The following is a 21542-nucleotide window of genomic DNA, read 5'->3' as shown; positions in this document are numbered from 1 at the left end:
ATAATATGAAAGAAAAGAAACTGATTAAAATCCGGGGTGCCAATGAGCATAACCTGAAACACATTGACCTGGACATTCCCAGGGATGAACTGATTGTACTGACGGGACTGTCCGGCTCCGGCAAATCCTCCCTGGCCTTTGACACAATTTACGCGGAAGGACAGCGCCGGTATATGGAATCCCTGTCTTCCTATGCCCGTCAGTTCCTCGGCCAGATGGAAAAACCGGACGTAGAAAAGATCGAAGGACTGTCTCCGGCGATTTCCATCGACCAGAAATCCACCAACCGGAATCCCCGGTCTACCGTGGGAACGGTCACGGAAATCTACGACTATTTCCGTCTCCTGTATGCCCGGGCCGGGATTCCCCACTGCCCGAAATGCGGCAGGGAAATCAGCCGCCAAACCGTGGATCAGATGGTGGACGCCCTGATGAAGCTTCCGGAACGGACAAAGATTCAGCTCCTGGCGCCGGTGGTGCGCGGACGCAAAGGACGGCACGAGAAATTACTGGCCCAGGCCAGAAAAAGCGGATATGTGCGGGTGCGGATTGACGGCAGTAACTATGATCTGTCCGAAGATATTGTGCTGGATAAAAACATCAAGCATAGCATTGACATCGTGGTGGACCGGCTGGTGATCCGGGAGGGCATCGAGACCCGTATGGCAGATTCCATCGAAAATGTGCTGCAGCTGTCTGACGGCCTGCTGACCGTGGATGTGATCGGCGGGGAACCGCTGCAGTTTTCCCAGAATTTTTCCTGCCCGGACTGCGGGATCAGCATTGATGAAATCGAACCCCGCAGCTTTTCCTTTAATAATCCCTTCGGCGCCTGCCCGGTCTGCGCGGGTCTTGGGTATAAGATGGAATTTGACCCGGATCTGATGATTCCGGACAGAAGCCTGTCCTTATCCCAGGGAGCCATTGTGGCCATGGGCTGGCAGTCCTCCGCGAAGGAAGGGAGCTTTACTTACGCGGTGCTGAAGGCTTTGGCGGATACCTATGGCTTCTCTCTGGATACGCCCTTTGAACAGCTGTCCGAAGAGGCGCAGAATGTGATTTTATACGGTACTGATGGAAAAAAGGTAAAAGTCCATTATGTCGGCCAGCGCGGAGTCGGTGACTACGATATCGCGTTTGAAGGACTGATCCGAAATGAGGAGCGCAGATACCGGGAAACCGGGTCTGAGACGGTGAAGCAGGAATACGAGTCTTTTATGCGGATTACCCCATGCAAAGCCTGCGGCGGGCGCCGGCTGAAACCGGAATCTCTGGCAGTCACCGTGTCAGACAGGAATATCTACGAAGTGACCGCCATGTCAGTCCGGGATCTCTATGAGTTCCTGGGAAATATTTCCCTGACGCCGCAGCAGCATCTGATTGCGGATCAGATATTAAAAGAAATCCGGGGACGGGTAGGCTTCCTGGTGCAGGTTGGACTGGATTACCTGTCGCTGGCGCGGTCTACCGGGACCCTGTCCGGCGGAGAAGCCCAGAGAATCCGGCTTGCCACCCAGATCGGATCCGGCCTGGTGGGCGTCACATACATTTTGGATGAACCCAGCATCGGACTCCATCAGAGGGACAACGGACGGCTGCTGGCGGCATTGAAGCATCTGAAGGATCTGGGCAATACACTGATTGTTGTGGAACATGATGAAGAGACGATGCTGGAAGCGGATTATATCGTGGATATCGGGCCGGGAGCCGGCGAACACGGAGGCCGTGTTGTGGCGGCCGGTACCGCCCGGGATATTATGAACAATCCGGATTCTGTGACCGGAGCCTATCTGAGCGGCCGGAAAAAAATTCCGGTTCCGGATACCCGCAGGAAGCCTGCAGGCTGGCTCACGGTGCGCGGCGCGAAGGAAAACAACCTCAAAAATGTGGATGTGAAGTTTCCGCTGGGCGTGCTCACCTGTGTGACCGGTGTTTCCGGTTCCGGCAAGAGCTCGCTGGTGAATGAGATTCTGTACAAACACCTGGAGCGGGATCTGAATCGTGCCAGATGCATTCCGGGAAAACATAAGGGAATCGACGGCCTGGAGCAGCTGGATAAGGTGATCTGCATTGACCAGTCCCCCATCGGCAGAACGCCCCGGTCCAATCCGGCCACATATACCGGTGTTTTTGACAAAATCCGGGATCTTTTTGCGGCCACACCGGAGGCAAAGGCACGGGGATATAAGAAAGGGCGGTTTAGTTTTAATGTGAAGGGCGGCCGCTGCGAAGCCTGCCACGGAGACGGAATCATCCGAATTGAGATGCATTTCCTTCCGGATGTTTATGTGCCCTGCGAAGTCTGCCACGGCAAACGGTACAACCGGGAAACCCTGGATGTGCATTACAAGGGAAAAACTATTTATGACGTGCTGAATATGACGGTGGAGGAGGCCCTGGAGTTTTTCCAGCCGGTCAAACAGATCCGCAATAAGATCCAGACCCTGTATGACGTGGGACTCTCCTATATCCGGCTGGGGCAGCCCTCGACGGAACTGTCCGGCGGAGAGGCCCAGAGAATCAAGCTGGCCACGGAACTGAGCCGCCAAAGCACCGGGCGGACGGTGTACATCCTGGATGAACCCACCACAGGTCTGCATTTCGCGGATGTGCATAAGCTGGTGGAAATCCTGCAGCGCCTGACGGAAGAAGGCAATACGGTGATTGTCATAGAGCACAACCTGGAAGTGATAAAAACTGCGGACTATATTATCGATATGGGGCCGGAAGGCGGAGACGGCGGCGGCACTGTGGTAGCGTGCGGCACACCGGAACAGGTGGCAGAAGTATCCGAAAGCTACACCGGACAGTACCTGAAAAAGATATTGGCCGAGCCGCGCACCTGTCCCGAAGACTGTTGAAAATGTTGCGTTTTCTGCATTTCTTTTGAAAAAAAATATTAATATTTGTAATCAAAAAGTACTTTGAAAAATGACAGCACTTGTATATAATAAATACATATGCGCAGAACACTTGAAAGGAGTCGCACTATGGCAGCAAGTGATATTGGAATAGATTTGGGGACGGCCAGTATACTCGTCTATGTAAAGGGAAAGGGCGTGGTACTGAAGGAGCCGTCAGTTGTGGCTTTTGATCGGGATACAAATAAGATCAAGGCCATCGGAGAAGAAGCCCGTGAGATGCTGGGGCGTACACCGGGCAATATTGTGGCGGTCCGCCCGCTGCGCCAGGGCGTCATTTCCGATTATACAGTCACCGAGAAGATGATGCGTTATTTTATCCGCAAGGCAGCCGGAAAGAAGGGCTTCCGCAAGCCGCTGATCAGTGTGTGTGTGCCGAGCGGAGTAACAGAAGTAGAGAAAAAGGCAGTGGAAGATGCCACCTTTCAGGCCGGCGCGCGTGATGTGAGAATCATCGAAGAGCCGATTGCAGCCGCAATCGGAGCAGGGATCGATATTGCGAAGCCATGCGGCAATATGATCGTCGATATCGGAGGCGGCACCACGGATATCGCGATTATTTCACTGGGCGGCACGGTAGTCAGCACATCTATCAAGATCGCCGGAGATGATTTTGACGAGGCAATCGTACGGTACATGCGCAAAAAACACAACTTGCTGATCGGCGAACGTACGGCGGAAGACATCAAGATCAAGATCGGAACCTGCTATCCGCTGGCAGAGCCGATGACATTGGATATCCGCGGACGCAACCTGGTGACAGGACTTCCGAAGACTGTTACGGTCAATTCCGAAGAGACCGAAGAGGCGTTGAGAGAGTCTACGATGCAGATCGTGGAAGCTGTGCATAGTGTACTGGAAAAAACACCGCCGGAGCTGGCAGCGGACGTTGCGGACAGAGGAATCGTTCTGACCGGCGGCGGCGCTTTGCTGCGCGGACTCGAGGAACTGCTGGAGTCTCATACTGGAATTAATACCATGACAGCAGACGATCCGATGACTTGCGTAGCAATCGGAACCGGTAAATATGTCGAATTCCTTACCGGCCACAGAGAAGTAGAAAAGTAACAGGAAATGATATTTGCAGGGCTGTCGGATGACAGCCCTGTTTTGCGTGCTGCGCCTGCAGTGCAGTGGGATAAAGGAGCAGAAATGGAAGAAATCCGCGGATATGTGGACCATATCATATTCAGAAATCAGGAAAACGGATATACCGTACTGAATCTGATCAGTGACGGGGAAGAACAGACCTGTGTCGGCACCTTCCCTTCTGTGGATGAGGGGATGAGCATGGTGGCCCGGGGAGAGTACACGACACATCCCTCTTACGGGCAGCAGTTCCGGATTCGTGAGTATGAAGAAACCATGCTTCAGGACGCGGTTTCTGCAGAACGGTATCTGAGTTCCGGGGCGATCCGCGGAATCGGCGCGGCACTGGCGGCACGTATCGTAAAACGCTTCGGCGAGGATACCTTTCGCATCATCGAGGAGGAACCGGAACGCCTGGCAGAGATCAAGGGAATCAGTGAACGTAAGGCCAGGGAGATTGCTGAGCAGGTTTCCCGGAAACGGGAGATGCGCAGCGCGATGATGTATCTGCAGAAGTACGGGATCGCCATGAACCTGGCAGTGAAGATTTATCAGACCTATGGGGCGGAGCTGTATGATATGATCCGCACCAATCCTTACAAACTGGCAGATGACATGACCGGGGTGGGATTTCGCACAGCGGACGAAATCGCGCGCAGGGCGGGAATACACCGGGATTCGGATTTCCGGATCCGAAGCGGGATCCTTTACATGCTGCAGCAGGCCGCTTTGCAGGGAAATACCTGCCTGCCTGCCCGCATGCTGACCGAGCAGACGGCGCAGATGCTGGAAGTGGATGAAGAGGCGGTCCGCCGGCATTATATGGACCTGGCGATTGACCGAAAGGTGGTCCTGAAAGAAACGGAGAAGGATCTGTGGGTGTACGCGACCGCTTACTATTACATGGAGGAAAATACCGCATATATGCTGGGGCAGCTGAATGCGGAATATGACGTACCGGAGCGGGAGATTGAAGAGCAGGTACGAAAAATCGAAAAAGAAAGCGGACTGGAGCCGGAAGAGAGACAGATGGAAGCAGTCAAGGCGGCGATCCGGAACGGCCTCCTTGTGATCACCGGCGGTCCCGGCACCGGTAAAACCACCATTATTAACATGATCCTTCGGTATTTTGACCAGGAAGGCTGCGATATCCTTCTGGCAGCCCCGACCGGCAGAGCAGCCAAGCGTATGAGCGAGGCCACAGGCTACGAAGCAAAGACCATTCACCGGATGCTGGAACTATCCGGTGGAATCGAGGGAAATGCGGGGTTTGAACGAAATGCGGAGAACCCGCTGGAGGCGGATGTCATTATTATCGACGAGATGTCCATGGTGGATATTTCTCTGATGTATGCCCTCCTGAAGGCGGTGCTTCCCGGGACGCGTCTGATCCTTGTGGGAGATATTAATCAGCTGCCCAGCGTAGGGCCGGGAACGGTGCTGAAGGATATTATTGACTCCGGAATCTGCCATACGGTACGGCTGAACCGGATTTTCCGTCAGGCCTCCAGCAGTGATATTATTGTGAATGCCCACAGGATCAATGCCGGTGAGGCCATTACGGTAAACAACAAAAGCCGGGACTTTTTCTTCCTGAAGCGTTATGACGCCAATGAGATCATCGGCCTCTGCATTAAGCTGATCCGCGACAGCCTGCCGAAGTACATCCAGGCGGATTCCAGGGAAATTCAGCTGCTGACGCCCATGCGGAAAGGAATGCTGGGCGTGGAACGTCTCAATAAAATCATGCAGCAGTATCTGAATCCGCCGGATCCATCCAGGGCAGAGCGGCAGCAGGGCAGTGATCTGTTCCGGGAAGGGGACAAGGTCATGCAGATCCGGAACAATTATCAGCTGGAGTGGACGGTTTCCAGCAAATACGGCATCCCTATTGACCGGGGTGTGGGAGTATTCAACGGAGACACCGGCGTGATCCGCTGCATTGACGAGTTTTCCCAGACGGTGACCGTGGAGTATGAGGACCGGCGGAAAGTGGATTATGAATTCGGACAGCTGGATGAGCTGGAACTGGCATACGCGGTGACCATTCACAAGTCCCAGGGATCGGAATATCCGGCGGTGGTGATCCCGCTGCTGAGCGGCCCGCGGATGCTGATGAACCGCAACCTGCTCTATACGGCCGTTACAAGAGCGAAAAACTGTGTGGTGCTGGTGGGGGATGAACAGGTTTTTCAGGGAATGATCGCGAATGCAAGCGAACAGAAGCGTTACAGCGGACTGCTCAGCAGACTGAAGGAGGAAATGCATGAGGGGGAGAATCCGATGGAAAAATGGAGCAGCTGTCCCGACGGGGCAGAAACGGCGGACTGGCCGGAGCGTGCTGATTCGTGACCGGATACTGGATCTGTTTTATCCGCCCCGCTGTCCGATCTGCGGAAGGATCCCGGACCGCGGACTGATCTGCAGGGCCTGCGCGGACACCCTCCGCTATGTGGACAGACAGTACTGTATGAAGTGCGGAAGACCGCTGGAAGATGGCCGGGCAGAGTACTGCGGGGACTGTGAGAAAATCCGGCATGCATTTGATCAGGGCAGGTCACTTCTGTCCTATCAGGGTGCGGTGCGGCAGTCCCTGTACCGTTTCAAGTATGCCAACTGCAGAGAATATGCCCGGTTTTACGCAGCCGGGATCTGCAGCCGTCTGGGAGAGTTTATTCAGACACGGGAAATCACTGTGCTTGCATCGGTTCCGCTGCATCCCGCCAGACAGAAGCAGCGGGGATATAATCAGGCGGCGCTTCTGGCGGAACGTATCGGGGCGGAACTGGGGATCCCGGTGGAAGACCGGCTTCTGACCCGGATCAAATCCACCGTACCGCAGAAGCAGTTAAGCGGCTGCCAGCGAAAATCCAATCTGGACCGCGCGTTCCAGGCCGGCAGGAAGATTCAGCCGGAAGAAAGGATCCTGCTGATTGATGATATTTACACGACAGGCGCCACGGCGGACGCGGCTGCAGCGGCACTGCGGCAGGCGGGAGCGCGGAGGGTCTATGTGATTACAGCGGCGATTGGCGGTTGAAGGCTTCTTGCTGTTTATGCTATAATCTTAAAACAGCATGGTACCGTAGCGTATTGTGTCTTTTTCAGTAAGACAGGCGGCGGTCCGGCTGCGGAGATTTTACGGGAGCAGATGAATGATTAATACAGACCGCGTCAGACAGATGACCCATATGTCCATGAAGGAAAGCGGCGATATCGGCGCACAGATCAGCATTGCCAGACATACCTATTCGGATTACCTGACCATTCAGGTGGCGCTGTCCGCTGTTTCAGGCACCCTGTGCTTCATTGCCGCCTTTATCCTGTGGCTCAGCATGAGCTGGGAATTTGTCAACCGACAGATTGCTGCCCACGGCTTTCGCCGGGTGGCGGCCATGATTGCTGTAGCGTATCTTATATTTCTTGGGCTGTATCTGCTGCTGTCTTTTCTGGTGGCGAATTACCGGTATCAGACAGCCAGCACAGTGACAGAACAGTATCTGTCAGAACTGGACCGCCTGGAGGCGTCTTACGAGGAAGAGGAGCAGACCTCCAGAAGACCTGAGCAGGAAGAGCCTTCGGAATCCGGAGAATCTTCCGCCGGAGGAGAGAGCGGAGAGACAGAGGAAGATCCGGCCGAAGCGGCACAGCCGTCGGCTTCCGGAGAACCAGAGAATAAGAACAGGTGACAGACGTATGGCTCAGTTATTAAAAATAAAAGAACAGATAATGCAGTTTGTCAGCAGACATGAGATCTATGTCTATGCGGCAATCCGTTTTCTGATTGCCCTGGCGACTTTTGGCATGATCGGCGCGAATATCGGCTTTATGGGTATCCTCACTTCGCCGGTTGTGCTTGTGGTGCTGGCGGCAGCCAGCGCGTTTCTTCCCTCCGGATTTATGCTTTTTATCAGCTGTGTCCTGATCTTTTTCCATTTTCTGCAGCTGTCACCGGAGCTGGCGCTGCTGACGCTGCTGCTTTTTGCGGTGATGTTTTTTCTCTATTTCCGCTTTTCCAACCGGAAAGGCATGTACGCCATGCTGACAGGGCTTCTCAGTTTCATCGGGATCCCCTATGTCATGCCGGTGGCAGTGGGGCTCAGAGAACGTCCCCAGCATGTGATTTCCGTAATCTGCGGTTCCGTGGCCTACTGTATCTGTGAAAATGTCAAAGTCAATGCGGCACTGTTTATGCAGGCAGAGGGTGTGGATCATATTTCCATGCTGACACAGGCAGCCCACCAGATTTTCGGCAGCCCGGAGATTTACCTGATCCAGGCGGCTTACGCGGCTGCAGCGATTCTGGTATACATGATCAGCCGCAGAGGCATCAACCATGCCAGGGAAGTGTCCCTTGTGCTGGGGATCGTGATTCAGCTGCTTGTGATCGGCGGCGGGGAGCTGTATCTGCAGAACGCGGCCGCGCTGCCGGGCCTGTTGGTGGGATGTGTGATTTCCATGCCGATCGCGTATGTGGTATCGGTATTTACCCTCAGTCTGGATTATTCCAGGACGGAAAATGTTCAGTTTGAGGATGATGAATATTTTTACTATGTCCGTGCGGTACCGAAGGTGTCCGTGACGGTGGCGGATAAGCAGATGACGCGGATCAGTTCCGCGGACAGCGAGGAACCGGATGAATCGGAAGTACAGTGGCCGGATGAAAACGGACAGCTTCCGGGAGATGTGTCAGAAAAGAAGCCCGCGGATTCCGAAGCGCAGGAGCATACTTCGGAACAGGAATAAAAGGGGAACCGAACAGGAATAGAAGAAATACTGCAGGAAAGGAGCAACGGATCCTATGCGTCAGCTGGTGGCAACCTTGTATGCGTTTGTAGATAAATATATGTACTGGCTGCATATCCCGCGTCTGGGCGTGATCGATGTGGTGGAGATCATTATTATTGCGCTGCTCCTGTATTATGTCATCATGTGGGTGCGCAGCACCCGGGCGTGGACACTGTTCAAGGGGATCCTGGTACTGCTCCTGTTTCTTCTGATCGCGGCAGTGTTTCAGATGAACACGATACTCTGGCTGTTCGGCAAACTGCTGAATTTTGCGGTCATCGCTCTGGTGGTTATCTTTCAGCCGGAGCTGCGCCGCGCACTGGAACGTCTGGGACGCAGAAATCCCCTGGCGCTTTTAAGCAATCTGGATATCGGAAAAAACGAAGACAGCCTGTTCTCTTCTCGCTCCATCAATGAACTGGTGCGGGGCTGTTTTGAAATGGGCAAGGACAAGACCGGCGCCCTGATTGTGATTGAACGCAGTGTAAAACTGAATGAATATGTCCGCACAGGCATCAACCTGGACGCGGCCATATCCAGCCAGCTGCTTCTGAATATATTTGAAAAAAACACACCGCTGCATGACGGGGCCGTGATTATGCGCGGGGACCGGCTGGTGGCAGCCACCTGCTATCTGCCGCTGTCAGACAGCATGTTTCTGAGCAAAGACCTGGGAACCAGACACAGAGCGGCACTGGGCATCAGCGAGGTCAGTGACTCCGTCACGCTGATTGTATCGGAGGAGACCGGTGCGGTATCGGTGGCCATGGACGGACGCCTTTATCTGAATAAGGATGAAGCCTTTGTCCGGGAGGAACTTAAGAAGGCTGCCGGTCTGACAGAATCAGCCTCCGGAAAGCAGAAAAAAAGGCGAAGGAGGACCAGTCGTGAAAAAAGCAGCTGATATTATTACCAAAAATCTGGGATACAAGATTCTGGCAGCAGTGCTGGCGGTGATTATCTGGCTGGTAATTGTGAATATAGAAGATCCGGAAAAAAGCAAAGTCTATACTATCCCGGTGACGGTGACGGATACCTCCTACCTGACGAAGAAGGGACTGACGTATGAGATAAAAAATGATACGGATGAGATCTCCTTTACCGTATCCGGCAGACGCTCGATCGTGGAAGAACTGGACAAAAACGATTTTGTGGCAGCTGCCAGCATGAAAGATATCAGCAGTGACGGAACACAGGTGCCAATTCATGTGTCCGCGAAGCGTTACAGCGGCAGTCTGAAATTTGTGGACAGGGATCAGTATCTGCAGGTATCCGTGGAAAAATTAAAAACGGTCACCCTGCCGGTCACGGTGATTACTTCCGGAGATCCTTATAACGGCTGTTTTATCAAAAGCACTTCGGTCAGCCCGGCAGGAATTAAAATCTCAGGACCGGAATCCGATGTGTCACAGGTGGATACGGCAGCCGTGTCCCTGGATGTATCCGGTGCCTATAATATGACAAGCGATACCGGCAGCATAGTCCTGCTGGATAAGGACGGCAAGGAGGTCACAGCGAAGGACCTTACATTAAGCAAAACAAAGGCGAAAGCGACAGCAGTCGTTCTGATGTCAAAAAAACTGGCGCTTAATGTAAAAACCACCGGAAAACCGGCGGATGGATATACCCTGAAGAACATCAGTCTTTCCCCCTCGGATGTTACGGTCGAGGGAAAAACAGCCAGACTGGAAGACCTGACAGAACTGACGATTCAGCCGGATGAGCTGGATCTGACGGGAAGAACGCAGAATTTTTCCGCCAAAATCAGCTTAAAGAAATATCTGCCTTCCGGAGTGTCCCTTGCGGAGGGCGAACAGGATAAGATCACCGCGGCAGTTACGCTGGAGAAAAAATCCGGAAGTGACGGGTGATCCACACGGAAACAGACAGAACACATCGAACAGTAAACAGATGGAGATGACAATGGTAAGCAGAAAAGTAACGATTACGAACCCTACCGGACTGCATCTGCAGCCGGCGGGCAAGCTGTGTGAACTGGCGGTGAGATATCAGGCAGAAATCAAGTATCATCACGGCACTACGTTTGGCAATGCGAAAAGCCTCCTGGGAGTGCTGGGAGCGTGCATCAAATGCGGGGATGAAGTAGAGTTCATCTGCTCCGGAGATGATGAGGAAGAAGCGCTGCAGGCAATCGTTGATGTGGTTCAGCGCGGATTTGAATAGACCAAGAAGTGGAGGGAAACAACAGTGAATTATAAGAAATACAAAAGAATGCCGGTGGTGGATCTGAAAGACCGCCAGTGGCCGGAACATATTATTACAAAAGCGCCGATCTGGTGCAGCGTGGATCTGCGGGACGGCAACCAGGCCCTGATCCAGCCCATGAACGTTGACGAAAAAATGGAGATGTTTCAGCTGCTGGTCAAACTCGGGTTCAAGGAAATCGAGATCGGATTTCCGGCAGCATCCCAGATTGAGTATGATTTCCTCAGAGAACTGGTGAAACGGGACATGATCCCGGATGATGTGACGGTACAGGTGCTGACCCAGTGCAGAGAACATCTGATCAAGCGCACCTTTGAAGCAATCCGCGGCATCAAGAATACAATTGTCCATATCTACAACTCAACATCTACCCTTCAGCGGGATGTGGTGTTCCATATGAACCGGGAGGAAATCAAACAGATTGCCGTGGACGGGACCCGCATGGTGAAAGAATGCCTCAAAGACCATGACGGACATATCACACTGCAGTATTCACCGGAGAGTTTCTCCGGCACGGAAGTGGATTTTGCCATGGAAGTCTGCACTGCTGTCCAGAAAGAATGGAACTACGCGGACGGCGAGAAAATCATTTTCAATCTGCCGAACACGGTGGAGCAGACGACGCCGAATGTGTACGCCGATCAGATCGAGTGGATGAACCGCCATTTCCAGGACAGAGACCGGGTAATCTTAAGCGTGCATCCCCATAATGACCGGGGCTGCGGCGTGGCCGCCACAGAGCTGGCTCTGCTGGCAGGGGCGGACCGCGTGGAGGGAACCCTCTTCGGCAATGGAGAGCGTACCGGCAATGTGGATATCCTGACTGTTGCGTACAACATGTTCTCCCAGGGGGTGGATCCGGAACTGCACATCGAAAATATCCGGGAAATCATTGACGTATACGAGCGCTGCTGCAAAATGGAGATTGACATGCGTCATCCCTATGCCGGCCAGCTGGTATTCACCGCTTTTTCCGGGTCCCATCAGGACGCCATCAATAAAGGCGTGCATGCCAGAAAAGAACGGAATGACCCGTACTGGGAGATCCCCTATCTTCCAATTGACCCTGCGGATATCGGAAGGAAATATGAGCCGGTGGTAAGAATCAACAGCCAGTCCGGCAAGGGCGGCGTCGCCTTTGTCATGGAATCGCTCTATGGCTTCAAACTGCCGAAGGCAATGCAGAAGGAATTCGCGGATGTGATTCAGGCCGTGTCCGAGAAGCAGGGCGGCGAGATCAGTCCCCAGGAGATTTTCGATATCTTCAAGAAAGAATATATTGCTCTGACCGATCCCTTCGAATTCCTGAAAATCCGGGTGGATGACGTGGATGATGAAAAAGTCGGCGTATGGCTGGATTTCCGCTACAAAGGAGAGGAAATCTATGTCAGCGCCACCGGAAACGGACCGCTGGATGCGGCCAAAGCGGCAATCCGCACCCGGGTGGATATCGACATTTCTGTACTGGACTACTCCGAACACGCCATGGGAGAAGGTTCCCATGCCCGTGCCGCGGCGTATATCCAGATGCGCAACAACAAAACCGGCAAGGTGATCTTTGGCGCCGGTGACAGCCACAACATTACCAAGGCGACGATGCGCGCATTCTTCAGTGCACTGAACCGTGTCAGCAAATAGGCAGACAGAGCAGAGGAATTATGAAAAAAAAGAAACCATTCAAACGCTATCGCCAGATGTGGCAGAAGCTGCGCTTTAATCTGATGGAGGATGGATATGCCCGCTCGGAATTCCTGCGGAAAAAGGATATCCTCATGGGAATCGGGGATAATGTGTATTATTATTCCCGGATCTTTCCGTCAGACCCGAAGCTGTTAAAACTGCACAGCAACATTTCGATAGCAACGAATGTACGGTTCATCACCCATGACCGTATCGATGTGATCCTGTCGGGGATGTATGATATGCCATACCGCAAACGATTTGATGCCATCGAAGTCATGGACAATGTATTTATCGGCGCGGACGTAATTGTGCTGCCGAAGGTGCGAATCGGTCCGAATGCAATTGTCGGAGCCGGCGCGGTGGTGACCAAAGATGTGCTGCCCGGCACCATTGTGGGCGGCAATCCGGCCCGGGTCATCGGCAGCTTCGACGATCTGATCCGCGTCCGGGCCAGACACCCGAAAAGCGCGAAAAGTGTGGAGAAAATCTGGGCCCGTTTTGAAAAAAACCATCCGGTATCCATTGAGGAGCTGCTTGAAGGGCAGGACCTGACGGTTCCGGAACTTCCGAAACATCTGCGCAGACTGCAGAACACCGGCCAAATGGAAACAGGCACCGAGGCAGACAGAACCGAATGTACAAAAGAAAGGGATCTGTCCCGCAAAGACAGGAAGGAGTAAGCGATGGCAGCATATAACGAAACGGACAACTCAGAACTGCGCAGACTGCAGCTGTGCGAACTGGATTTGCTGAAGGTTTTTGCTGAAATTTGTGACAGATATCACCTGCGTTATTACATGATCGGCGGTACCATGCTGGGCGCCATTCGCCACAAGGGGTTTATCCCCTGGGACGATGATGTGGATATCGGGATGCCCCGCAGAGATTACCAGAAATTTTTAAGTATTGTCCAAAAGAATGTGCCGGAACATATCCGCCTGCTGAATTATAAAAAAGACAGGGACTATCTGCGGTATTTCAGCCGTCTGGTGGATACCCGCGTGAAGATATACAACGATTCCAATTCGGAAACCCTGATTGAGAATGCCTGGATCGATATTTTCCCCTTTGACGGCACGCCGAATCACAAAATACACCGGGACTTATGGTTCCTCTGGCTCTGTGTGCTCCGGGTGCGCTACCATTTTTCCTGCTTTGACCAGATGGTAAACCTTATGCGTCCGGGCCGCCCGCTGTACCAGCGGATCATCATACGGTTCGGGCAGATATTCAAAGTAGGCCGTCATTCGGACAGCAAGAAGCTGCTGCGCCGGATTGAGCATCATCTGAGAAAATATTCCTTTGATTCCTCGGATTATGTGGTGAACTTCTTCGGCGCCTATGTGCAGAAGGAGATCATTCCGAGAAAATGGCTGCAGAACGGCCGGGAATATCCGTTTGAAGATACAAAACTGCGGGGCGCGGTGAAGTATGACATTTATTTGAAAAATTTCTACGGCGATTATATGACCCCGCCCTCAGACAGCAATAAGGACAAGCATACCATTGCCAGGATTGAATATGGAGACAGGGATGAATGAGAATCACACAGACAGCCTGAAAGAGCTTCAGGCTGTTAATCTTGCCATGATCCGGCTGCTGGATGAGATCTGCGGCAGATACGGACTTACCTATTACGCGCTGGGCGGGACACTGATCGGCGCGGTGAGACATCAGGGATTTATTCCCTGGGACGATGACGTGGATATCGGGATGCCCCGGCCGGATTTTGAGCAGTTTCTGCAGGTGGCGCCGGCGGCGCTCCCGGAAGGCTACCGTCTGCGGACTATCCATACTTCCGATGCCTACCGGACCTATATGGTGAAAATCGAGAACACATCGGTTTCTTTTTACCGGGAATTTTATGCCAGAAACGCAGTGGTGGAAAAACCGATCTGCGCCTGGATTGATGTGATGCCCATCGACGGCATGCCGGGAGATCGCAGACAGTTCTACCGCCATCTGAAACGGTTAAAAACCGCCAGACAGATGATCTCGCTGTCCCTGCTGGACAAAAACATGGGAACATCGAAGAAACGAAGCAGAAAAGAGATGCTGGTGATCCGGGCGGGACTCAGGACCGGACTGTACCGGCTCCTTAATCCGGAGCGGATGTATGCGCGGTTTGAGCGGCTCTGCCGGAAATATTCCGTAACGGACGCGCCGATTCTCGGGAATACTGTGGGGATTTACGGCCGGAGGGAATTTGTCCGCCGGGAAGTGTTCGGTACACCGGTCCGCCGGAAATTCGAGGATCTGATGATCGCCTGCCCCCAGGATACAGATGCCTATCTGCGGCATGTGTACGGAGACTATATGACGCTTCCGCCGGAGGCAGACAGGCACACCCATGAGATCCGGTTCGCGAAATCCGGAAATCCAGAGTAGTTTTTGACAGAAAGGCGCGCACAGCCAGGTGCCGCGGAGAGGATAATATGCAGGAAAAAAAGATTTTTGCAGTGGTATTGGCCGGCGGAAAAGGAACCCGCATGGGCAATATTGAAAAACCGAAACAGTTTATGGAAATCGGCGGAAAGCCGATTCTGATCCATACCGTCGAAAAGTTCGCGGTTCATCCGGAATTTACTGCTGTACTGGTGCTGTCACCGAAGCAGTGGATTCCCCATACACAGAATCTCATAAAGAAATACATCCCGTCCGGAATTCCGATTGCCGTCATCGAAGGCGGAGCGGACCGGAACGGCACGATCATGAATTCCATTGCCTATATTGAAGAGACCTATGGGCTGGATGAGGATACGGTGATTGTCACCCATGATTCGGTGCGTCCCTTTGTCAGCCACCGGATTATTCAGGAGAATATTGATGCGGGCATGAAATATGAGGCCTGTGACACGACGGTTCCGGCAGTGGATACCATTACCGAGAGCCTGGACGGAGAAAGCATTTCTTCGATCCCGGACCGGTCCCATATGTTCCTGGGCCAGACTCCCCAGACATTCCGGGCAAAGAAGCTCAAAGAGCTGTATCTGAGCCTGTCGGAGGAGGAGAAGGCGATTCTGACAGACGCCTGCAAGATTATGGTGCTGAAAGGCGTAAAAGTTCATATGATTGAAGGAGAAGTCAGCAACACCAAGATTACCTATCCGTATGACATTAAGATCGCGGAGGCCCTGCTCGGAGGTGAAATGTCATGATCAGCGCAGTTTACCGGCTGAAAGCCCCCCGGCAGTTTGAGATGAGCTTCGAAAATCTCTCCCTGGACGGAGATCAGGTGATCGTGCGGCCCACCTACCTGTCGATCTGCAATGCGGATCAGCGCTACTATCAGGGACTGCGGGACGAGGCGGTTCTCCGGAAAAAACTCCCCATGGCGCTGATTCATGAGGGGATCGGAAGAGTGATTTACGACCCTACCGGGACGTTCCCGGTGGGAACGGATGTGGTTATGATCCCCAACCTTCCCTGTGAGGAAGATCCGATTATCGCCGAGAATTATCTGCGGTCCAGCCGATTCCGCGCCAGCGGCACAGACGGATTCCTGCAGGAATACATTCAGTCCGCGCCGGACCGCCTGCTGGAGCTGCCTAAGGGAATCAACCCCTGTGTGGCGGCTTTTACAGAGCTGGTAAGCGTCAGCTATCATACGATCTGCCGGTTCGCCAGATTCTCCCATCCGCGCAGGGACACAATCTCTGTGTGGGGAGACGGCAATCTGGGATACATTACCGCGCTGCTGCTGAAGCACACATTTCCGGATTCCAGGATTGTTGTTTTCGGGCGGAATGAATACAAACTGAATGATTTCAGCTTTGCGGATGAAACGTATATGACGGATCAGATTCCGGAAGATTTTCTGACGGACCATGCCTTCGAGTGCGCTGGCGGCAGCGGTGCCCCCAAGGCGATCAACCAGATCATCGATTACATCCGTCCGGAAGGGACGATTGCCATTATGGGCGTGACAGAGGAGCTGGCACCTGTGAATACACGGATGGTGCTGGAAAAGGGACTGCATATCTTCGGCAGCAGCCGGAGCGGACGGGAAGATTTCGCCGGCCTGCTGAAGCTGTATCAGACCGATCCGGTCATTTTATCCTATCTGGAAAATATTGTAGGCAGTCAGGTCCATGTCCGGGATGTGAAGGATATTGTGGCTGCTTTTGAAACGGATATCCACAAACTGATCGGCAAAACGGTGATGATCTGGGACGAATAGCAAAGGAGAATACAGAGTATTATGGGAAGATATTTTGGAACAGACGGCTTCCGGGGCGAGGCGAACAAGACGCTGACCGTGGAGCATGCCTATAAAGTCGGGCGTTTTCTGGGCTGGTATTACGGCCGCGCCGTGGACAAAAAGTGCACCGTAGTGATCGGCAAGGATACCAGAAGATCCAGCTACATGTTTGAATATGCCCTGGCATCCGGCCTGACGGCATCCGGCGCGGATGCGTATCTGCTGCATGTGACAACGACACCTTCGGTGTCCTATGTGACCAGGACAGAGGACTTTGACTGCGGGATTATGATTTCCGCCAGCCACAATCCCTATTATGACAACGGCATCAAGCTGATCAACAGCAATGGCGAGAAAATGGACGAAACCACCATTTCCTACATTGAGGATTACATTGACGGCAAGGTGGAGCTGTTCGGGGAAACCATGACAGAGATCCCGTTTGCGGTCCGGGACGAAATCGGACGCACAGTGGATTATTCCTCCGGCCGCAACCGGTACGTGGGATACCTGATTTCCCTGGCAACCTTTTCTTACAAAAACATCCGGGTCGGCCTGGACTGTGCCAACGGCAGCGCCTGGCAGATTGCCAAACATGTATTTGATGCCCTCGGGGCGAAGACTTATGTGATCAACAACGAGCCGGACGGCACCAACATCAACCGCAACGCCGGATCCACACATATTGAAGTTTTACAGAAATATGTAAAAGACAATCATCTGGATGTGGGGTTTGCCTATGATGGAGACGCGGACCGCTGTATTGCGGTGGATGAGAAAGGCAATGTCATCAACGGGGATCTGATCCTGTATATTTACGGCTGTTATATGAAAAAAAGAGGCAAACTCCTCAACAACACCGTAGTAACTACCGTAATGTCCAATTTCGGCCTTTACAAAGCCTTTGATGAAGCGGGAATCGCTTATGAGAAGACTGCAGTCGGGGATAAATATGTCTACGAGTGCATGGTGAAAAACGGACACCGGATCGGCGGCGAACAGTCCGGACATATTATTTTCAGCAAATATGCCACAACCGGGGACGGCATCCTGACATCCATCAAAATGATGGAGGCCATGCTGGCTTCCAAACAGCCGCTGAGCAAACTGGCAGAACCGGTGATGATTTATCCCCAGGTGCTGAAAAATATCCGCGTCAAAAGCAAACCGGAGGCACAGAACGATCCGGACGTGCAGGCAGCCGTGGCGAAAGTCAGCGATACACTGGGCGACACCGGGCGCATTCTGGTAAGGGAAAGCGGAACCGAACCGGTGATCCGGGTCATGGTGGAAGCGAAGACAGAGGACATCTGCGAAAAATATGTAGATGACGTGATCCGGGTGATCAAAGAAAAAGGTCACGAAGAGGTGTAGGAGATTTCGTAAGGAAAATCTGAAAAAACGTCGGCACAGCCCGAAAGGGCTTTTTGAAATCAGCATACAGCCGATAACCAGCTGATTTCACGGATAGATGCAGCAAAAAATAATTTTGAATGAAAAAAGGAAGTGATTTTTGTGGTTGAATTAGATAAGTTCAAAGCAGTATTGAACGCGTACCGGACTCCACTGCAGGAAGTAAGGGATTCACTTTGACCTCGCTAACAAGGAAAAGCGTATCGAAGAATTAGAACGGGAGATGGAGGCGCCCGACTTCTGGAATGATCCGGAAGAATCCTCCAAAAAAACACAGGAATTAAAATCAAAAAAAGATGACATCGCGGTGTATCAGAAGCTGAAAGGCCTCATGGAAGACATGGAGGTCATGATCGAAATGGGAAACGAAGAAAATGACCCTTCGGTGATTCCGGAACTGGAAGCCATGGCGGAAGACCTCAAACAGACCATGGAGGAAACCAAAGTCAAGACGCTGCTTTCCGGAGAATACGACCGGAACAACGCCATTGTCACACTGCATTCCGGCGCCGGCGGGACAGAAGCCTGTGACTGGGTCAGCATGCTGTACCGTATGTATACCAGATGGGCGGAATCCAAGGGATTCCAGGTGGAAGTCCTGGATTATCTGGATGGTGATGAAGCCGGCATCAAATCCGTGACCTTTCAGGTGAATGGAGAAAATGCCTTCGGCCTGCTGAAGTCCGAACGTGGTGTGCACCGTCTGGTGCGTATTTCGCCTTTTAACGCTGCGGGCAAACGCCAGACCTCCTTCGCCTCCTGCGATGTCATGCCGGAGATCGACCAGGAAATCGATATTGAGATCAGAGACGAGGATATCCGTGTGGATACCTACCGTTCCTCCGGCGCCGGCGGACAGCATATCAACAAGACCTCATCCGCCATTCGGATCACGCATCTGCCTACGGGAATTGTCGTGCAGTGCCAGAATGAGCGGTCGCAGCATATGAACAAAGACAAGGCCATGCAGATGCTCAAGTCCAAGCTGTATCTTCTGGAGCAGGAGAAAAATGCGGCAAAACAGGCAGATATCCGGGGCGAAGTCACAGACATCGGCTGGGGCAACCAGATCCGGTCCTATGTGATGCAGCCCTATACCATGGTCAAAGATTTAAGAACCGGTGAAGAAACCGGAAATGTCAGCAGCGTGATGGACGGCAACCTGGATCCGTTTATCAATGCTTATCTGAAGTGGCAGGCATTGTCCAAAAACGGCAGTCAGACTGTCTGACAGATGTGTTTTCGCACAAAGGAGAAAAAGAGAGGTTACTCCATATGAAAGGGCTACTAAAATTCATCAGCTGCGGCAGTGTGGATGATGGAAAATCTACTTTGATCGGACATATGCTGTATGATGCCAAGCTGTTGTTCGCAGATCAGGAAAAGGCGCTGGTGCTGGATTCCAGGATCGGATCCCGGGGAGGTGAGGTGGATTACTCGCTTCTTCTGGACGGCCTTATGGCAGAGCGGGAGCAGGGGATTACCATTGATGTGGCATACCGTTATTTTTCCACGGAAAAGCGTTCCTTTATCGTGGCAGATACGCCGGGGCATGAAGAATACACCCGTAATATGGCGGTGGGAGCCTCCTATGCCGATCTGGCGGTGATTCTGGTGGATGCGTCCAAGGGCGTCCTGGTACAGACCAGGCGCCATACCAGGATCTGCGCGCTGATGGGAATCCGCCATTTTGTATTTGCGGTAAACAAGATGGATCTGGTGGGATATGACAAATCCGTATTCGACAGAATAAAAAAAGAGATTCGGATTCTGCTGGCGGAATTTGACTATGATTCCGTGGCGATTATTCCGGTTTCCGCCACCGCAGGGGACAATATTACCCGTACTTCCGCTGCCATGCCCTGGTATCGGGGCATGCCGCTTTTGTCTTATCTGGAGACAGTGGATGTGGAAAAAGGAGAGGCGGAACAGGGATTTACCATGCCGGTGCAGCTTGTGTGCCGGCCGGATCATACCTTCCGCGGATTCCAGGGAGAAGTGGAGACAGGAACCGCCGCGGAAGGGGATCGGATCACAGTGCTGCCCTCCGGGGAAACGGCACAGATTGCCGCGGTTTATGTGGGCGACCGGAAAGTATCCGGGGCGGAAGCCGGCAGGCCGGTTACCATCCGGCTGGACCGGGAAATTGATGTGTCCAGAGGCTGTGTGCTGACAAAGGACGCCGGCGCCGTCGTCTCCAATCTTTTCGAAGCGGAAATTCTCTGGATGGATGACAGACCGCTGGTCAACGGCAGAAATTACCTGCTGAAGCTTGGAACCCAGAAGACAGTCGCCACAGTGATGCGGATCAAATACCGGATTGATGTGAATACCGGACAGCAGATTCCGGCGGATGTGATCCGCAAAAATGAAATCGCGGTTTGTGATATTTCTGCCGCAAGGGATCTGGTGTTTGATTCTTTCGAACACAACGCAAGTCTCGGCGGGATGATTCTGATTGACCGGATCACACATATGACCTCGGCATGCGGTGTCATTCAGCATTCCCTGCGCCGCGCCGGAAATATTGTGCCCTATGATATGACAATTACCCGTGAACTGCGGGAAAATCAGAAAAATCAGAAGGCAAAGACCATCTGGCTCACCGGTCTGTCCGGTTCCGGAAAATCTACACTGGCCAATGAGATCGAAAAGCGTCTGTTTGCCATGGGCAGACATGTTATGACGCTGGATGGGGATAATGTGCGCCAGGGCCTGAATAATAATTTAGGGTTTAAAGAGGCGGACCGCATTGAAAATATCCGGCGTGTGGCGGAGGCCGCCAAACTGATGAATGACGCGGGACTCATAGTGATCGCGTCCTTTGTCTCTCCCTATGAGCGGGACCGGCAGAGAGCCCGGGAGATTGTGGGGGCAGATGATTTTATTGAAATCTACGTCAGCACATCGCTGGAAGTCTGTGAATGCCGGGATGTGAAAGGTCTGTACAAAAAGGCAAGGCAGGGAGAGATCCCGAATTTTACCGGTATTTCGGCAGTATACGAAGTGCCTCAGTCCCCGGAGATCATCATAGATACCAGTCAGTCTGATATTGAAGAATCTGCGGACATGCTTCTGGAACAGCTGAAGCCGTATCTGGATCTGTAAGGACTTTGTGTGCGTGAAAAACCCGGTATGCTGTATTGCATACCGGATTTTATTATGCTAATATATCTCTGTCGCGAAAACAATTGTATTTCTATGAAAGACAAAGAGGGATT

Annotated in this window: 18 protein-coding genes; all 18 read left to right on the top strand. The window is 52.7% G+C overall.

Translation table 11 applies throughout. The annotated features are described in order from the left end of the window. Window positions 1-5 precede the first annotated feature (5 nt). The 18 genes from uvrA (at window position 6) to cysC (ending at window position 21429) form a co-directional block, all read left to right on the top strand. Entirely contained in the window at window positions 6-2861 is a 2856-nt protein-coding gene (gene uvrA, locus CXIVA_RS01200) for an excinuclease ABC subunit UvrA (protein ID WP_013976176.1), read from the top strand. Window positions 2862-2990: 129 nt separating this feature from the next. Next, the gene (locus CXIVA_RS01195) at window positions 2991-3989 is read left to right on the top strand and encodes a rod shape-determining protein (RefSeq protein WP_013976175.1); all 999 of its coding nucleotides are present in this window, start codon (window positions 2991-2993) and stop codon (window positions 3987-3989) included. 84 nt (window positions 3990-4073) lie between these two features. After that, a complete protein-coding gene (locus tag CXIVA_RS01190; RefSeq protein ID WP_013976174.1) occupies window positions 4074-6362 on the top strand; it encodes an ATP-dependent RecD-like DNA helicase in 2289 nt (762 codons plus the stop codon). Further along, window positions 6277-7050, top strand: a complete 774-nt coding sequence (locus CXIVA_RS01185; RefSeq protein WP_148267769.1) for a double zinc ribbon domain-containing protein — start codon at window positions 6277-6279, stop codon at window positions 7048-7050. Before CXIVA_RS01190 ends, CXIVA_RS01185 begins: the two co-directional genes overlap by 86 nt. Window positions 7051-7165: 115 nt before the next feature. Next, window positions 7166-7699, top strand: a complete 534-nt coding sequence (locus CXIVA_RS01180) for a hypothetical protein (protein WP_013976172.1) — start codon at window positions 7166-7168, stop codon at window positions 7697-7699. A gap of 7 nt (window positions 7700-7706) precedes the next feature. Then, a complete protein-coding gene (locus tag CXIVA_RS01175; protein ID WP_041727528.1) occupies window positions 7707-8756 on the top strand; it encodes a hypothetical protein in 1050 nt (349 codons plus the stop codon). Window positions 8757-8811: 55 nt separating this feature from the next. Continuing rightward, window positions 8812-9702 (top strand): diadenylate cyclase CdaA, encoded by an 891-nt coding sequence (cdaA, locus tag CXIVA_RS01170; protein ID WP_013976170.1) that lies wholly within the window; start codon window positions 8812-8814, stop codon window positions 9700-9702. Then, on the top strand, window positions 9686-10669 hold the full coding sequence (locus CXIVA_RS01165; protein ID WP_013976169.1) for a CdaR family protein: 984 nt from the start codon (window positions 9686-9688) through the stop codon (window positions 10667-10669). Before cdaA ends, CXIVA_RS01165 begins: the two co-directional genes overlap by 17 nt. Window positions 10670-10721: 52 nt before the next feature. Continuing rightward, window positions 10722-10982: an HPr family phosphocarrier protein gene (locus tag CXIVA_RS01160; protein WP_013976168.1), complete on the top strand. Its 261-nt coding sequence runs from the start codon at window positions 10722-10724 to the stop codon at window positions 10980-10982. A gap of 24 nt (window positions 10983-11006) precedes the next feature. Then, on the top strand, window positions 11007-12662 hold the full coding sequence (gene leuA, locus CXIVA_RS01155; protein WP_013976167.1) for a 2-isopropylmalate synthase: 1656 nt from the start codon (window positions 11007-11009) through the stop codon (window positions 12660-12662). 20 nt (window positions 12663-12682) lie between these two features. Next, the gene (locus CXIVA_RS13230) at window positions 12683-13387 is read left to right on the top strand and encodes an acyltransferase (protein WP_013976166.1); all 705 of its coding nucleotides are present in this window, start codon (window positions 12683-12685) and stop codon (window positions 13385-13387) included. A 3-nt stretch (window positions 13388-13390) separates the two neighbouring features. Next, window positions 13391-14248, top strand: coding sequence for a LicD family protein (locus CXIVA_RS01145; protein ID WP_013976165.1), 858 nt, complete (start codon window positions 13391-13393; stop codon window positions 14246-14248). Beyond that, the gene (locus tag CXIVA_RS01140) at window positions 14241-15095 is read left to right on the top strand and encodes a LicD family protein (RefSeq protein ID WP_013976164.1); all 855 of its coding nucleotides are present in this window, start codon (window positions 14241-14243) and stop codon (window positions 15093-15095) included. The genes CXIVA_RS01145 and CXIVA_RS01140 overlap by 8 nt, the downstream gene beginning before the upstream one ends. 47 nt (window positions 15096-15142) lie before the next feature. Next, window positions 15143-15865, top strand: a complete 723-nt coding sequence (locus CXIVA_RS01135; RefSeq protein ID WP_013976163.1) for a 2-C-methyl-D-erythritol 4-phosphate cytidylyltransferase — start codon at window positions 15143-15145, stop codon at window positions 15863-15865. After that, on the top strand, window positions 15862-16887 hold the full coding sequence (locus CXIVA_RS01130; protein ID WP_013976162.1) for a zinc-binding dehydrogenase: 1026 nt from the start codon (window positions 15862-15864) through the stop codon (window positions 16885-16887). Before CXIVA_RS01135 ends, CXIVA_RS01130 begins: the two co-directional genes overlap by 4 nt. A 21-nt stretch (window positions 16888-16908) precedes the next feature. Continuing rightward, window positions 16909-18282, top strand: coding sequence for a phosphoglucosamine mutase (glmM, locus tag CXIVA_RS01125; RefSeq protein ID WP_013976161.1), 1374 nt, complete (start codon window positions 16909-16911; stop codon window positions 18280-18282). A 141-nt stretch (window positions 18283-18423) separates the two neighbouring features. Further along, window positions 18424-19552 (top strand): peptide chain release factor 2 gene (gene prfB, locus CXIVA_RS01120; RefSeq protein ID WP_148267768.1). Its coding sequence is split into 2 segments (ribosomal slippage): window positions 18424-18498 and window positions 18500-19552, totalling 1128 coding nucleotides; the frame shifts between segments, so codons are not numbered across the junction. 44 nt (window positions 19553-19596) lie between these two features. Next, window positions 19597-21429, top strand: coding sequence for an adenylyl-sulfate kinase (cysC, locus tag CXIVA_RS01115; RefSeq protein WP_013976159.1), 1833 nt, complete (start codon window positions 19597-19599; stop codon window positions 21427-21429). The last annotated feature ends 113 nt before the right edge of the window (window positions 21430-21542 follow it).

The organism is Clostridium sp. SY8519 (assembly GCF_000270305.1).
In the GTDB taxonomy this organism is placed as follows: Bacteria; Bacillota; Clostridia; order Lachnospirales; family Lachnospiraceae; genus SY8519.
The sequence above is the reverse complement of the archived record's forward strand: the minus strand, read 5'-3'. Positions and strand labels throughout refer to the sequence as shown.